16 protein-coding genes and 2 other annotated features are annotated in these 15,242 nt (G+C 39.9%); of the genes, 2 read left to right on the top strand and 14 right to left on the bottom strand.

The window, feature by feature from the left end:
• Positions 1-66 precede the first annotated feature (66 nt).
• Entirely contained in the window at positions 67-333 is a 267-nt protein-coding gene (locus tag IGI68_RS05235) for a hypothetical protein (RefSeq protein WP_438731060.1), read from the bottom strand.
• 653 nt (positions 334-986) lie between these two features.
• Between IGI68_RS05235 and IGI68_RS05230 the strand changes: the two genes are divergently transcribed.
• A complete protein-coding gene (locus IGI68_RS05230) occupies positions 987-1,172 on the top strand; it encodes a hypothetical protein (protein ID WP_438731057.1) in 186 nt (61 codons plus the stop codon).
• Between the two features lie 204 nt (positions 1,173-1,376).
• On the opposite strand, the gene IGI68_RS05225 is transcribed toward IGI68_RS05230, so the two are convergent.
• From IGI68_RS05225 to IGI68_RS05165, 13 genes are all read right to left on the bottom strand, one after another.
• Positions 1,377-2,390 carry an alpha-ketoacid dehydrogenase subunit beta gene (locus IGI68_RS05225; RefSeq protein ID WP_438731054.1) on the bottom strand — a complete coding sequence of 338 codons (1,014 nt, stop codon included), beginning with the start codon at positions 2,388-2,390 and terminating at the stop codon, positions 1,377-1,379.
• Entirely contained in the window at positions 2,383-3,363 is a 981-nt protein-coding gene (locus IGI68_RS05220; RefSeq protein WP_438731051.1) for a thiamine pyrophosphate-dependent dehydrogenase E1 component subunit alpha, read from the bottom strand. The genes IGI68_RS05225 and IGI68_RS05220 overlap by 8 nt, the downstream gene beginning before the upstream one ends.
• A 16-nt stretch (positions 3,364-3,379) precedes the next feature.
• On the bottom strand, positions 3,380-4,207 hold the full coding sequence (locus tag IGI68_RS05215; RefSeq protein WP_438731048.1) for a MetQ/NlpA family ABC transporter substrate-binding protein: 828 nt from the start codon (positions 4,205-4,207) through the stop codon (positions 3,380-3,382).
• Between the two features lie 50 nt (positions 4,208-4,257).
• Positions 4,258-4,488, bottom strand: a binding site (T-box leader).
• Between the two features lie 42 nt (positions 4,489-4,530).
• Positions 4,531-5,220, bottom strand: coding sequence for a 5'-methylthioadenosine/adenosylhomocysteine nucleosidase (locus tag IGI68_RS05210; protein WP_438731045.1), 690 nt, complete (start codon positions 5,218-5,220; stop codon positions 4,531-4,533).
• Between the two features lies 1 nt (position 5,221).
• On the bottom strand, positions 5,222-6,100 hold the full coding sequence (locus IGI68_RS05205) for a MetQ/NlpA family ABC transporter substrate-binding protein (RefSeq protein WP_438731042.1): 879 nt from the start codon (positions 6,098-6,100) through the stop codon (positions 5,222-5,224).
• A 75-nt stretch (positions 6,101-6,175) separates the two neighbouring features.
• Complete coding sequence (locus tag IGI68_RS05200; protein ID WP_071874684.1) at positions 6,176-6,949, bottom strand: SDR family NAD(P)-dependent oxidoreductase; 774 nt, start codon at positions 6,947-6,949, stop codon at positions 6,176-6,178.
• Positions 6,950-7,426, bottom strand: a complete 477-nt coding sequence (locus IGI68_RS05195; protein ID WP_071874685.1) for an S-ribosylhomocysteine lyase — start codon at positions 7,424-7,426, stop codon at positions 6,950-6,952.
• A gap of 73 nt (positions 7,427-7,499) precedes the next feature.
• Positions 7,500-7,733: a binding site (T-box leader), on the bottom strand.
• A 116-nt stretch (positions 7,734-7,849) separates the two neighbouring features.
• The gene (locus tag IGI68_RS05190) at positions 7,850-8,446 is read right to left on the bottom strand and encodes a nitroreductase family protein (protein ID WP_438731037.1); all 597 of its coding nucleotides are present in this window, start codon (positions 8,444-8,446) and stop codon (positions 7,850-7,852) included.
• Positions 8,447-8,680: 234 nt separating this feature from the next.
• A complete protein-coding gene (locus tag IGI68_RS05185) occupies positions 8,681-9,514 on the bottom strand; it encodes an energy-coupling factor transporter transmembrane component T family protein (RefSeq protein WP_438731034.1) in 834 nt (277 codons plus the stop codon).
• Positions 9,511-11,217, bottom strand: a complete 1,707-nt coding sequence (locus tag IGI68_RS05180) for an ABC transporter ATP-binding protein (protein WP_438731030.1) — start codon at positions 11,215-11,217, stop codon at positions 9,511-9,513. The genes IGI68_RS05185 and IGI68_RS05180 overlap by 4 nt, the downstream gene beginning before the upstream one ends.
• Positions 11,218-11,299: 82 nt before the next feature.
• The gene (locus tag IGI68_RS05175; RefSeq protein WP_071874689.1) at positions 11,300-11,848 is read right to left on the bottom strand and encodes an ECF-type riboflavin transporter substrate-binding protein; all 549 of its coding nucleotides are present in this window, start codon (positions 11,846-11,848) and stop codon (positions 11,300-11,302) included.
• A complete protein-coding gene (locus tag IGI68_RS05170) occupies positions 11,845-12,714 on the bottom strand; it encodes an SAM hydrolase/SAM-dependent halogenase family protein (protein WP_071874690.1) in 870 nt (289 codons plus the stop codon). Before IGI68_RS05170 ends, IGI68_RS05175 begins: the two co-directional genes overlap by 4 nt.
• 205 nt (positions 12,715-12,919) lie before the next feature.
• The gene (locus IGI68_RS05165) at positions 12,920-13,954 is read right to left on the bottom strand and encodes an NADH:flavin oxidoreductase/NADH oxidase (RefSeq protein ID WP_438731026.1); all 1,035 of its coding nucleotides are present in this window, start codon (positions 13,952-13,954) and stop codon (positions 12,920-12,922) included.
• Positions 13,955-14,161: 207 nt separating this feature from the next.
• Between IGI68_RS05165 and IGI68_RS05160 the strand changes: the two genes are divergently transcribed.
• Positions 14,162-15,127, top strand: coding sequence for a phosphoglycerate dehydrogenase (locus IGI68_RS05160; RefSeq protein WP_071874691.1), 966 nt, complete (start codon positions 14,162-14,164; stop codon positions 15,125-15,127).
• The last annotated feature ends 115 nt before the right edge of the window (positions 15,128-15,242 follow it).

Raw genomic sequence — 15,242 nt, 5'->3', positions numbered from 1 at the left:
TAAGTCAGACGACTTTTTAATCTCTGACAAACCAAGTGAATCGTCTTGGTCATGGTAATGAATAATTTAATAGGTTCCAGCATTATATCGTAAATCGTGTTCACGGCAATAATCTTTATAATACACTGCAGCGCGACCCCCATGTCCCCGATCAATCCCTTCACCTAGACGACAGGAATCATGGAATATAGCTGCCATTCCTAGCACATCTTTCTCTTCGTCACTTAAACCTTTTTGATGCCCGATGAGAAGTGATAGTAATAAGACACGCGCACAATGAGATTTTGTATGCCACTCACTCTTCGGAAGCCAAAATTCAATATTTTTATCCATGAATGTATACCAATACTCATATGATTTTTTGATTGGATAGTAGATTGGATAGTAGATAGTATCATCCAGAATATTGGATAGAAACTCCTTTGATTCCCCCTCTATTTTTTAATAAGATAAATTAGCTAACCTCATCTGTACCAATTTCTGTAATACCTCCGCAATATCACCATCGACACCAATCGATTTATCAGCAATCTCATCCGGTATATAAATTTCTCTTCCACTATTAAGTGTAATATAAGTAGCTTATTCCTCAACGTTAGTTATAGTTATAAACGGGGCTTTAATTAATTGATTTCTTGCATCAGCATCTAATTCCAGTAAGACCATTTTTTTATTATGAGTATAATTGATAAATTCTCGATATACTTGATAGCTTTTTTCCCATTCTTCACCCTTTAAAAAATTACGATCCACTTCAACGTGGACTTGCATAGAACCATCACATTCAGGACATTTTTGAATCAGCTCTGAAGGGACCTTTCCATTTTTTTGTTTTTAAGTCATTCCACTCAAAATTTTATCTTCTGGATAAACTCGACCGTGGCAACTATTAGAACACTGTAAATAACGAGTATTACCCTCTATTTCCGCTTCTTTTAGAAATTCACTACTGTCTTAAAATATAAAATAAATGAAGAGTATTCGGTGTGGATCCATTCGTTTATTACGATAAAAAAAGAAATAGCCAACGAATGGATACCTTGGCACCAACACCGTTTACACGCTTAGCAGAAGTGACAACTGCCATTCACCAAAGGCTTCGAAAGATAATAGAGTACGACCTCCAGAAGGAATCCCTATTAAGAGAACGAAACGTACGAGTTGCAGCATAAGGCATTTTGTTAGCGCAACATGCTACGGACGGCAAGTTGTGTCTCCCTTAAGTAGAAGAACCTGCCAACAATTTACTCAAAAAATGGCTAATAGAATAGGTAGATCCCGCTAGTAACGGCTTGTCACCCTGATAATTGTACGTTTTTAATTACTTCCTATTCCACAAAGGTTTTTAATTATTTTTATACACTTGCTATTGCCATTTAGCTATACTTTATCAGATTTTTATTGCGTATTTTTTCTGTGCTTTTTAAAATAGCTTGAATTATTTCTTCTTCATTCGCAAAAATATGATTTTCTAACGGTGGGCTAAAGGGGACAGGAGAGAACTTCGCTCCGACTCTTAAAATCGGTGCTTGTAAATACTCCCACACATTCTCCGCTACACGTGCTGCAATTTCACCTCCTACCCCTCCAATTTTAATTGCCTCATGAATAATAACTAACCGGCCCGTCTTCTTAACAGAGGTGTAAATGGTTTCCGTATCAATCGGTACGATACTTCTCAAATCGATTACTTCAACTTGAATACCATACTTTTCTTCAACGTATTCTGCAGCTTTTAATGCTTTTGTTAACATTAATGAATACGAAACGATTGTTACATCTAACCCCTTTTTTATGACTTCTGCTTTATCAAGCGGTGTATAGATTTCTCCCGTTGGAACGTGTCCTTTTACTGGAAATAAACCCTTATTTTCAAAATATATCACTGGATTAGGATCTTGGATTGCCGCTTTTAATAAGCCTTTTGCATTTTCGGGCGTTGATGGAATAACCACTCGAATACCTGGGATTCCCATAAACCACGACTCCAATGATTGCGAGTGTTGAGCAGCACCATGTGCCATTGATCCATCAGGCGCCCGTAAAACAAGTGGCAACTGGGCTTGACCACCAAACATATAACGAGCTTTCGCCATTTGATTTAAGATTTCATCCATTGTGATACCAATAAAATCAGCAAAATGTAAGTCAATAATTGGCTTGGATCCTGCCAGAGCAGCACCCACACCTGCACCAACAAGTGCTGTTTCAGAAATAGGCGTATCCTTTACCCGATTACCAAATTCTTCTTTTAGTCCTGTAAATTGACCAAAGATTCCACCTTGTTTTGCTATATCTTCACCGAAAACAAAAACATCAGGGTCTGCACGCATTTCTTCGATCATTGCTTCTTTAGTCGCTTCGGAAAATGTTATGATTCGCTTACTCATATAATGTCACCTCTCCTACAAAAATATCTTCTAAGGCTTCTTCTATCTTTGGATATGGACTTAGCTCAGCAAATAAAACAGCTGCTTCTAACTCTACCTCTAAATTAGCATCAATCTGTTCTAATTCAATCTCTGTCACAAAATTATTTTTCCTTATTTTTTCTTTGAACCGTTTAATCGGATCATTTGTTTCATATTGAGCCTGTACTTCCTCTTTCGTTCGATATAATTGAGGATCTGCTAAAAAATGACCTTCTATCCGATAAGTCACACACTCTAGAATACTTGGTCCTTCACCTCTTCTAGCTCGTTCAATTAAGTCTTTGGCTGTCTTTTGAACCAGCTCCACATCATTCCCATCAATCGTTACTCCAACTATACCATAAGCTTTTGCACGTTCTGAAAGTTGAGGAACTGAACCAGATTCACTGAATCTAGTCGTAGATGCCCAACCGTTATTTTCACAAACAAAAACTACTGGTAATTTCCAACTTGCCGCTAAATTAACAGCCTCATGGAAAGTCCCTCGATTACTTGATCCATCTCCAAAAAAACAAACAGCGACCTCCTTACCACCTCTTTGTTGAATCGCTAGGGCTGCTCCTGTTGCAATATTAAAGCCACCGCCAACAACCCCATTTGCCCCTAGCATCCCTACACTAAAATCAGCTAAATGCATCGAACCACCTTTCCCTTTACAATAACCTGTTGACCGTCCATATAATTCTGCCAAAGACCGATCGATTCTGGCTCCTTTAGCTAACGTATGTCCGTGTCCACGATGGGTACTTGTCACATAATCTTGTTTAGTCAAGTGATGACAAACACCAACAGCAATTGCTTCTTCTCCGATATATAAATGCGTTGGTCCAACGATATCCGTTCCACTTTTTTCCTTAACAGTTTCTTCAAAACGTCTAATTTTTCTCATTTCATAATATAAATGAATAACCTCTTCCTTGGTTAATTGCATTATTTACCACCTTTCCTTACCATAAAGGTAATACGGATCCTTTGTATAATTTATCAATGAGTTGCTTTGACTCATCGGTGCGGTACGCATCAACAATTTTTTTGTAAATCAGATTGTTTTTGTTTTCTTCTCTTGCCACAATAATATTATAATATGGCTTAGAATCCTCATTTACAGGTTCAATAAAAATGGCATCATCCTTCGGAATAAGTCCAGCATCAAGTGCCATAAATACGTTAATCGCACTTGCTCCAACATCTGATAGAGACCGTGCTGTCTGAGCAGCTTCTAATTCAATAATTTTGATATTTTTAGGATTTTTTGAAATACTATCGACTGTAGGGTTTGTTCCTTCTTTATAATCTAAGGTAATCAATCCTGCTGATTGTAATAACAATAATCCTCGAGCAGCATTGACAGGGTCATTTGCTATCGCAACCTCTGATCCTTCAGCGATTTCTGCTACGGATAAAAATGAATCGGAATAAAGTCCAATCGGATTTAAGACTGTTTCGCCAATTGCAGTTAAATGACCACCTTGTGTATGATTAAATTCATCCATCAATATGTAACCTTGATAAGCATTTAAATCAATATCTCCATTTTCTAAAGCAATATTTGGTTGTGTGTAATCTGAAAATTTTACTAACTCAATTTCGATTTTTTCTTCTTGAAGCTTTTCAACAATCGGTTCCCAAACTTCATTACTATCTCCCACAACACCTAATTTTACATGGACAACTTGTGTTTCCTCTGTTTTTGATTGATTATTTTCACAACCAATTAAACCAACCAGTCCTCCTATGACACCAACAAATACTAAAATTCTTTTGAATGCTCCCATCCTTTTCCCTCCTAAAAAAATATAAAAAACCGCCCCTTTGCCTACTATGACAAAGGGACGGAAATTCCGTGTTACCACCCATGTTTATGCTACTTTCAAAAGTAACACCTCGAAAGCTTCATAAAAAAAGCTCGGCAAGTTAACGGTTGCTCCCGTCTATCAAGCGTTAACTTGATAAAAACTCAGAGTTCATCTTCACCCTTGCATTTTCTCCTCATTCTCACCATTCTGAGGTCTCTGTTAACAAAATTCAGGGTTACTCTTCTCTTCAACATTTTTATTTTAAAAAAACCGATTATTTCTAATGAAAAAAGACTAATTAGTTATACCTTTTGCCAATAATCTACCAGTGCCTTGACTGCTTTAAAAGCTTGTTCAGCTGCTAAATCAATCGTCTTATCAAAAGTAGCTGCTGCATCGTCGCCAACATGATCTGAAATCCCTCTTAAATTCAGTACGGGAATCTCATAAAAATAGGCAATTTGAGCCACGGCGCAACTCTCCATATCCGAAGCTGCAATTTCTGGAAACCTTTGACGGATAGTAGCAATCGATGCTTCATCACTCATAAATGAGTCCGAAGTAACAATCATTCCTTGATGCGCTGGGATTTTTGCTGCCTTTAATACTTTTTCAATTGTCTCAAGAAGTTCTTTTTCAACTGGATAGCCAGCTGGCATTTGTGGAACTTGCCCAAAAGCGTAGTCAAATCCGGTCGCATCGACATCACTATAAATAAATTGATTCGTATAAACAACATCGCCTAACGCAAAATCTTTGCGAAAGGAACCGGTCGATCCCGTATTAATCATTAAGTCTGGTTGGACTTTCTCACACAGCCAAGCACTGGTAGCCGCTGCATTGGCTTTTCCGATTCCAGATTGAACTAAAAAGAGTTGTGGGTTGACGGCCTCAATCTTCGTTTTCCCTTTCTCCCAAAGGATTGTACTGGAAAACACTTCGCGAAAAGGTGCTAGTTCTTCTGCCATGGCCGCAACAATTGCGATTTTCACATTAATTCCCCCAAATTTCTTCAATTGGTGTTTGAACTTGAACTTTTGTCCCATCAAACTTTTCCTCAATAAAGGCTTGGACTTCTGGATCATGGTATAACTCGCCTAATACTTGTAATTCTTCCTCTTCGGCGCGCTCTTCTTTCACCACAATGATATTGACTGTTGCCCGTAAAGCCGTATCTGCTTCTTCGTGGAAAATAGAATCCGTCAAAACGTTCAACCCACCTTCTAAAGCAATGGTGTTACTGATGAGGACTAAATCGACATCGGGTAAAATACGAGGTCCGGTCAAATCATCAATCAGCGTGAATTGGAGATTTTTAGGATTTTCAATCACATCATCCGGTGTGCCAATCCCATCATCAAAATCGTCTTTTAGTTTAATTAACCCGGCTGTTTCAAGTAAACGTAACCCCCGCGTCGTATTGGAAGGATTATCGGCTAGCGCTACGGTTGCACCTTCGGTAATGTCATCAATCGATTGAAACTTTTCAGAATAAATCCCTAATGGTTCGACATATGTTGCCGCAATCGGCACGAGTTTTTCTGGGCTTTCAGCATTAAAGCTTTCTAAATAACCAATCGATTGAAAAGCATTCGCATCCACATCACCATCAACCGTTGCCGTATTGGTAATCGGACCGCCCGTAATTTCTTTGACTTCAATCGTGACGCCCGCTTTTTTCGCGGCTTCGGAGTCGGCAATAAATTGCCAAATTTCAGCATCGGAACCGACCGAACCCACGACAATTGGCTCTGAGGACGTTGCTTGCGTACTTTCTGTACTTTGAGGTGTCGCAGCTTGTGAATCCGATCCACACGCACTTAATGCTAAGACACTTGCTAATAGTAAGATACTTCCCAATCGTTTATTCATTTAACATTCTCCTTTTTTCGTTCAAACTCCCCAACAAATACATTTTTTTTCGCTTGATGCCGTCAAACGCTTTTCTTAGTGCATCGTCATGCCACCTGTGACATTTAGCGCTTGTCCTGTCATATAACTCGCCAACGGACTGGCCAAAAACAACACCACATTGGCGACGTCTTGTGGATTTCCTGTTCGACCAAGTGGCACTTGGCTTTGATCTTCGGCCAAGACTTCCTCCTTGGTCATTCCACGTAGTAACCCACCATCGATGCGTTCTCGGTGCTTCATCGGCGTTTCGATAATTCCTGGACAAACCGCATTGACTAAGATTCCTTGATTCGCTACTTCAATTGCTAACGTTTTCGTCAGTCCTAAGACTGCATGCTTGGAAGCCACATAAGCCGACATGCCACGATAGCCATTTTTCCCCGCTTGAGACGCAATTAAAATGACCCGGCCTGACTTTTGATGTTTCTGCATGAGTCGCACAATATATTTACAACTAAGATAAACGCCTCGTGCATTGACTTCTTGGACTTTGTCATAATCTTGCGTGGCACTTTCCGTCAAAAAAGCCATCGTAGAAATCCCTGCGACTGCTACAAAGACATCTGGAATCAATTGTTGTTCTTCTAATTGGTTAACCAGACCAATTAGTTGTGATTCTTTTGCGATATTGACATGAATTTGGTAGTGATTGGGCGAAAGTTGCGTCAATTCCTGTGCGACATAACCAATGTCCGCAGCAATGACGATTGCCTCTTCCTTCAAAAAAGTCTCCACGACTGCTGCCCCAATCCCTTGTTTTGTTCCGATAACAAGGACCACTTGTTTGTTCAATGACGGAAACACCATTTATTTCACCACACGACGCTCAAACGCATCTTCACTAATTCCTTCTGCTAAAATAATTTTGGCATACTCTTTGGCGCCAAATAAAGAATGATCTCGGTAATTCCCACAACTTTCGATGCTGACACCTTGGATATCTTCGAATTTCGTCTCATAGGCAATAATCGTTAAGACTTCGGTCAAAGCTTCTGCGACTTCCTTCGAACTTGGCACACCCCAGGTAATTAAGTGGAAACCTGTCCGGCAACCAAAAGGAGAAATATCAATAATGCCCTCAATTCGGTCACGGAGTAAATCCGCTAGTAAGTGTTCAAAGGTATGAACGACACCGGTTGGTAATTCTTTTTCATTCGGTTGTAAGAAACGAAGATCATAATTTGCAATAACATCGCCTTTAACCCCTTGCTCCTGTGCGATTAATCGAACATAAGGTGCTTTCACCTTTGTGTGATCGAGTGTAAAACTTTCTACTTCTGCCATTTTTTCTTCCTCCTTGAATCATCCATTTTTTCTTAAAATAAAAAAACCGCCCCTTTGCCAATATAAATATCGACAAAGGGACGGAGAATTCCGTGTTACCACCCAAATTTATGCTACTTTTACAAGTAACACCTCTACAGTTCTATTCCATAAAACCTGGTGAGATAACGGTCACACCCGTCAATCAAGCGTTAACCTGATCGAAAACTCTGAGTTCATCTTCACCATTTTATTTGTTCCTCTTTTTCACCAGTCGGAGGTCTCTTTTAACAAATGCCATCGCTACTCTTCTCATCAACGTTTCATATGAACTTAACGATACTTTAACGAAAAGTGTTTTGCTTGTCAAGCATTATTTCTTTTTTAAACGTAAAAAAAGCTATCGGATAATTTCTTATCTGATAGCTTAAATTGTAACAATTATTATTTAATTACCATGAAACGATCAGCATCGTCCATGAAATCTTTTGGTGCAGCTGATGATTCGATAGAACCAAATGGCATTTGACCTGTTAATTTCCAATTAGCAGGGATGTTCCAAGTTGCAGCAACTTCTTCATCAATGATTGGATTGTAATGTTGTAAGTTCGCACCAATATTGGCTTCTGCTAAAGCAACCCATACAGAATGTTGCGCGATTCCTGCTGATTGATCGGACCAAATTGGGAAGTTTTCTGCATAAAGAGCAAATTGTTCTTGTAAAGAACGAACAACGTCCATATCTTCAAAGAATAAGATCGTGCCTTTACCTGCTGCAAAGCTCGCTAATTTCGCTTGTGTATTCGGGAAAGCTTCTTCCGGTGTTAGTGGTTCTAATGTTTTTTCAACGATATTCCATAATTTTTGATGTGCGTCGTCCATTAAAATCACGACACGAGACGTTTGAGAATTAAAAGAAGAAGGGCTTGCTTTGACTGCCGCTTTAATTAATGCGGTCACTTCTTCCTCTGAGATTGGTAACTCATTTCCAATTGCATAGATTGAACGACGATTTTCGAATAATTTGATTGCTTCTGACATGTTAATGATACTCCTTCATATGTATTGAGTGCGTTATGAGAAACAACACTCGCATTTTTTTTAGTGTAAGAGACGATAAACAACTATCTCCCACGAGACACTTGCTTATTCCCTCGATTTCGAGATAACTATTATACTATAAATCAATTTGATTTATCCGTCAATAAATTGAACTCAACAAAAAACGATAAAAGAAAACCGAATGACGAAATGGTTTCTTTTATCGTTGTGCTTTTAAATAAATGGATTGTAAAACCTGCCACCATTCACTTGGAAGAGCCATAATGTGATCAGCAGCAAAATCAAAGCACCGACTACTAAGACACTATCTTTTACCTTAAATGGTTGTCCAACATACCACGTACGCGTCTTTTTTTGACCAAAGCGACGAAGTTCCATCGCCGTACTAATACTTTCAATCCGGTCTAAACTAGAAAAAATCAACGGAACAACGATTTGTGCGGTCCCTTTGACTCGTTGTAAGAACTTGCCTTTTTTCGACATTTCAAACCCTCTTGCTTGTTGCGCTTGTGAAATCGTAAAAAATTCTTCTTGAATATCAGGAATATAACGCAAGGCCAACGATACAGCGTAACTAATTTTATAGCTCACACCAATTTTGTTTAAACTAGAAGCAAAAGAACTGGGATTCGTCGTCAGTAGAAATACGAGCGCTAATGGAATCGTGCAAAAATATTTTAACACTAAGTTCACTAAATAAAAGACTTGCTCTTGAGTTAAGGTAAAACGCCCAATACCTTCAAAAATAAGATGCCGCGTTCCATAAAGTTTCACCCCATACTCCGGTTCAAAAAGATAGACCGTGACTAGATTCAACAAAGAGAAAATCGCAATAAACTTAATCACAAACGAAACTTGATGCCATTTGATATGGGCTAGGGGAAATAATCCCACGGAAAATAAACTCACGAATAGTAAGAAACGGGTATCATACGTCGTCATACATGCGATGGAAACCACTAACAAGAAAATCAATTTGGCAGTTGGATTCAGATTGTGAATCCTCGTCTTTCCTGGATGGTACCCTAATGTTTGATGCTCCTTCATCGGACTCTTCCCCCTTCCTCAAATGCAATGAAGCGTTGGGTAAAACCAATTGGATCGGTTAAACCAAGACGTGTCGCAAAGGTGAACAACGTTGTTTCTTTGAGCGCCGCTTCTTTGACGAGTGGAGGTGACGTCAAGATGTCAATCGGCGCGCCATCTGCTAAAATTTTTCCGTCGTTGATGACTAAGGTACGCTCACTATATTCTAACATCAAGTGCATATCGTGGGTAATCATCACAATTGTTTTTCCAAGACGATTGAGCTCATCTAAAAACACCATCATTTCGGTATAATGGCGATAATCTTGCCCCGCCGTTGGTTCATCCAGAATCAACATCTCTGGTTCTAAAACTAAAATTGACGCAATCGTTACACGCTTCTTTTGTCCGTAACTTAAGGCTGAAATGGGCCAATGACGAAATGGATACAAGCCACAAACATGTAACACTTTTTCGACTCGTGTCTGAATATCTGCCGGGTCAACACCTCTGAGTCGCAACCCGAGTGCCACTTCATCAAAAATCATTTTTTGCGAAATCATCTGATTCGGATTTTGTAAGACGTAGCCAATTTTGTCTGCGCGTTCTTTAATCGAATCGCTCGTTAAGTCCGTCCCTTGCCACGTCATCTTTCCTTGTGCCGAAATAAAGCCACAAATCGCTTTAAATAACGTCGATTTCCCTGCACCATTGCGACCGACAATACTAATTTTCTCCCCTTGATGAATCGTCGTACTTAAGTGGTCTAGAACAAAAGGATCTTGTTTACGATATTGATACGACACGTCCGTTAACGTTAAAAGAGGCGTCTTTTTTTGTTTTTTCTTTGACTCTTGTGTGATACCTTGCCAGCTTTTCAAGGCGTCTTTTAAGCCAGGACCTTGTACGTGATAGAGATTTGCAATTTCAGAAACTGTTGCTAAATCAACATTAGCCGCTTTCATCGCGGTAATATATAACGGTTCGCGAATCCCACTTTCCGTTAAAAGATTCGTTTTGAGTAACGCGTCAGGATGTTGATCGGCAATAATTTCGCCTTCGTTAAATACGATAATCCGATCAACGGGGCATTCTAAAACATCTTCTAAGCGGTGCTCAATAATCACAACCGTCGTATCGCCTTCATTATGAATGCGATCAATTAAATGAATCGCTTCTTTACCCGCCGCCGGATCAAGATTGGCTAACGGCTCATCAAATAATAGAATAGGCGCTTCATTAATCAAGACTCCCGCCATCGATACCCGCTGCTTTTGACCACCTGATAAATCTTGCGGACGTTTATCCAAATGCTGGTTCACATCCACCACTTCTGCCCATCGCGCGACTTGTTGCTTCATTTCTTCTTGAGCAACCGTATCATTTTCGAGCACAAAGGCGATGTCTTCTGCCACGGTTAAGCCTATAAATTGACTATCGGTATCTTGGAGGACCGTACTCGTACTAAAGGAGAGATCAAAGAGCGAGTGTTGTGCCAAATTTTTACCGTCAATGACGACCTCACCCGTGATAGTCCCTTCATATTGATTCGGAATTAAGCCATTGATACAATTGGCAAAAGTTGATTTCCCACTACCTGAAGGTCCAACGATTAAGATTTTCTCCCCTTCATAAATCGTCATATTCACATTTTTTAGCGTGGGTTCAGATTGACTATGATACTGAAAGGTAAAGTTTTCAAAACTAATTATTGCTTTTCTCATCGTTTTCTCCTTCATTTTTGAGTCTCACTTTCACAAGAACAGACAAAAAGCCGAGTCCGTTCACTCGGCTATTTTCATCTACCTAATCTTTTTTTAAGCTACCTTGCTTAATTTGTGTTGCAGCATAAGCCTTCATTAATAATGTGCCAATAATTCCCACTGCGACAATATTTAAGCTCGCAGAAATAAGACCTTGAGTATAGACTTTATTTACGGGTTCACTATAGATTAATACGTCTAACGTTGGGGCAATTAATCCCCAAACAATGGCATTGCCAATCACTTGATAGACATTAAACGTGATCATGTCTTTTTTATCAAAAACACCTTGTCGTAAATTAATTTTACGTCCTGCGAAGCCATAAATCAAGCCTATAATCCCAGAACAGACAATCCAACTCCACCACGCACTCCCATAGGTTGTAAAGTCTTTTAACGTGTGACCAATCAAACCGATTAAAGCTCCTGCAACCGGTCCGTAAACGACTGACATTAACGCCAAGAACGGATACGATGTTTCAAGGTTGGTATTCGTAAAAATAGGAATCACTGCAAAACGGCCTAAAATGACAAAAACTGCCGACCCAATCCCAATGGCAACAATTGTTTTAACTGAAAGTTCTTTTTTCATTCTGTTTCCTCCTCAAAAATAATTTTCTTCGCTTTGCGTAATTCTAATTTCCAGTCAATCCCCGTGCCAATATGATACAAATCAGAAAACGAATCTTGGTTGACGGCAATGCCAATATTGACTAAAGAATTGACATACACCAACGGTTCTCCAATGTTCACATCCGCAAATGACTTCGCAAATTGAAGTAAATTTTGATACACTTTTTTCCCTTTATGATAAATCGTTACTTGTAATAAATCGCCATGTGTAATATTCGTTTGTTTGAAAAATGCTAATGGAATATTCGTCCATAGTGAACCAAAACGAACGTCAAGCACGTCAATACTACCGGTTAAGCGATTATTTTCAATTTTTGCTTCGTCTATCGTCAATAATTCGACACTATTTAAGGCTGTCACGTCGCCTAATTCTTCAAAGGTAATTTCACCACTTGCTAAACGGGCGCCATTATAAGCGTAAATATCCCGTCCATGAAACGTGTGGCTTTCTTCCGAATGCGGTAAACGACTGGTGATTTCATCAATTTCACGAATCTCCTCAATCCCATCATAATGCTGTATATGCGTTAATGTGCCGTTGTCCGGCGTAATAATATAATGGCCGGATGTTGTTTTGCAGACGATACTCCGACGTGTACTTCCCACACCAGGATCAACGACTGAGACAAAAACGGTCCCTGCTGGCCAATATTTAACCGTTTGGTATAAACGATAAGACGCTACCCAAATATCGTAAGGCGGAATTTCATGCGTTAAATCACTAATTTTAATTTCCCCGCTGACCATTCTCGCCACGCCATACATCGCACTAACCGCACCGTCCCCTAAACCAAAATCTGTTTGTAAAACTAAATCGTTTGCCATCGCATTGTCCACCTGCTCTTTTCATTTAATTCTCATCATTTTACAATCTTTGGAGATGAAATACAATCAAAAAAAAGCAAATGATTGATTTTAAAGACTTGATTAGATCTTAGATTTAAAAAAAGCACTTATTTTTATCATGGTATTCTCATTTAATTGATTAACGAGACAATCATCCTCTAATGACGCGTTTCATTAACACTCATTATTTTTTCCCTCTCGCATACGATCCATTAAAGACTTCAAACTCCTGATCGTGTAGGTCCGTTGCAGCGTCGGCTAACCAATTTGCATTTCGGATTAAGCCTCGCCCAATCGCGACTAAATCAACTTGTCCAGTCTGTAATAATGATTCACACAAGCCCGGATTATCCAGTAGCCCTACGGCAACGACCGGAACCGTCACGGCTTGTTTCAAGGCAACAGCATAGGGTACTTGATAACCGGGATAAACCGGGATATTTGGCGTACGATCAAGGACACCACCGGTTGAGATGTCGAGACAATCGATCCCATCTGCTTCCAACCATCGCCCAATTACTTGCCATTCTTCGAGACTATTTTGTTCATCATCGGGAGCATAATCCGTTAAGGACAACCGAATCCAGAGGGAACCTTGGTAAAACTGACGAATCTCCGCAATGATTTCTTTCACAAAACGATACCGATTTTCTAAACTCCCACCATATTCGTCCGTCCGTTGATTCGTTTGAGGAGATAAAAATTGATTGATTAAATAGCCATGTGCCCCATGTAATTCAATCATATCAACGCCCGCTGTTACGGCACGTTTAGTTGCCTCAATAAAGGCTTGTTGCACTTGCCGAATCTCATCAAGCGTCATCTCATGTGGTGTTTGATACGCTGCACTAAATGTAATGGCACTCGGGGCTAATGGATAAATCGCATCTTTGGCTTTTCGTCCACCATGATTTAACTGAATCCCAACCTTGCTCCCTAAAAAATGAAGACTATCCACTAATTCCTGTAGTTTTTGTGCTTGAGTGTCGTTCCATAGTCCCAAATCTTGATCGGTTAAGCGACCATCGGGTGTTACGGCGGTTGCTTCAATGATAATCAGTCCGACTTTCCCAATCGCACGCGCGCCATAATGCGCAACGTGAAACGGCGTGATTTCGCCATCTTTTTCATGGACTTCATACATACACATCGGTGGCATGACTACCCGATTGTTTAAAGACAATTTCGCTAAATTAACTGGTGACAACAATAATGACATGCTTCTTTTCTCTCCTTTATACTTTCGCTTCGATTGACGAGGTAACGATTGATCGTAACAATCGCTACTGTTCGCATTTCAAAGATGATTTGATTGGTTGTCAATTTCTAAATGACGCCTATTTCGTATTTTACCACACTCCATTCGTTTCTACTTTTACGAATCTTTGTTACACTGAAAGTATCACATCGTAAAGGAGCTTCTATTATGGAATCGAAAATCATTTATCTTGTTCAAGAACTAGACGCCCGTCATCAAGAAACATTACACCAACTAGCGCCGAACTATGAATTTCGCACACAAGAAAATCCACCAACCACGTCAGAGTTGCCGTTTGTGGAAATGATGCTAGGGTGGGATCCGGAAATTGGCAAAGACATTTTAGCTTTAGAAAAGAGTCACTTGCGATGGATCCAAGCCAATAGTGCTGGCGTTGATTATCTCGACCTTGTAACGTTAAGAGAAAAAGGGATTTTACTGAGTAATATGAGTGGGATTCACGCAATTCCGATTGCCGAATCGGTTATCGGGATGCTTTTAGCACGTTATCGAGGGATTCAAACAGCGATTCGTGCGCAAACAGCCAAACAGTGGTTACCGCATACAGAAATTACCTATGATGAATTAAACGGGAAAAAAATGGTCATTATCGGTGCCGGAAAGATTGGGCAGCAACTTGCAAGTATCGCAACTGCACTGGGCGTGGAGGTTTCCGGGGTCAATCGTAGTGGACGACAACTCGAGCATTTCGCTACCGTTTATCGTCAAAGCGACTTATGCACTCATCTCAATAAATTTGATATTGTCGTGAATATCTTGCCGTTAACCAATGAAACGCATCATTTTTATAACGACGCCTTTTTTTCACAGGTCAAACCTGGTGCGCAGTTTATTAACGTTGGGCGTGGCGCAAGTGTCGACACCGCGGCAATCATTCGAGCACTCGAAGAAAAACAACTTTCTTTTGTCGGTCTCGATGTGTTCGAGACCGAACCACTTGAAGAAACCAGTCCGTTATGGACGATGGAAAATGTGATGATTACGCCGCATATTGCAGGACTAGTGCGGCACTTCCAACAAAAAATCATGACGATTTACGAAGCCAATCTCACGAGCTACCTTCAAACAGGAACGCTAGCCCGTAACGAGGTCGACTTGACTTCAGGATATTAACGTACTTGCGAGTGGAATGAAAAATGATCTTATTCTGATAAACTGAATGAAAAATGATCTTATTCTGATAAACTGGAGGAATCATTAAAAAAAGGGGCTCTTTTCATGACTCGCA

Source organism: Enterococcus sp. DIV1314a (genome assembly GCF_051713805.1).
GTDB lineage: Bacteria > Bacillota > Bacilli > Lactobacillales > Enterococcaceae > Enterococcus_I > Enterococcus_I aquimarinus.
The sequence above is the reverse complement of the archived record's forward strand: the minus strand, read 5'-3'. Positions and strand labels throughout refer to the sequence as shown.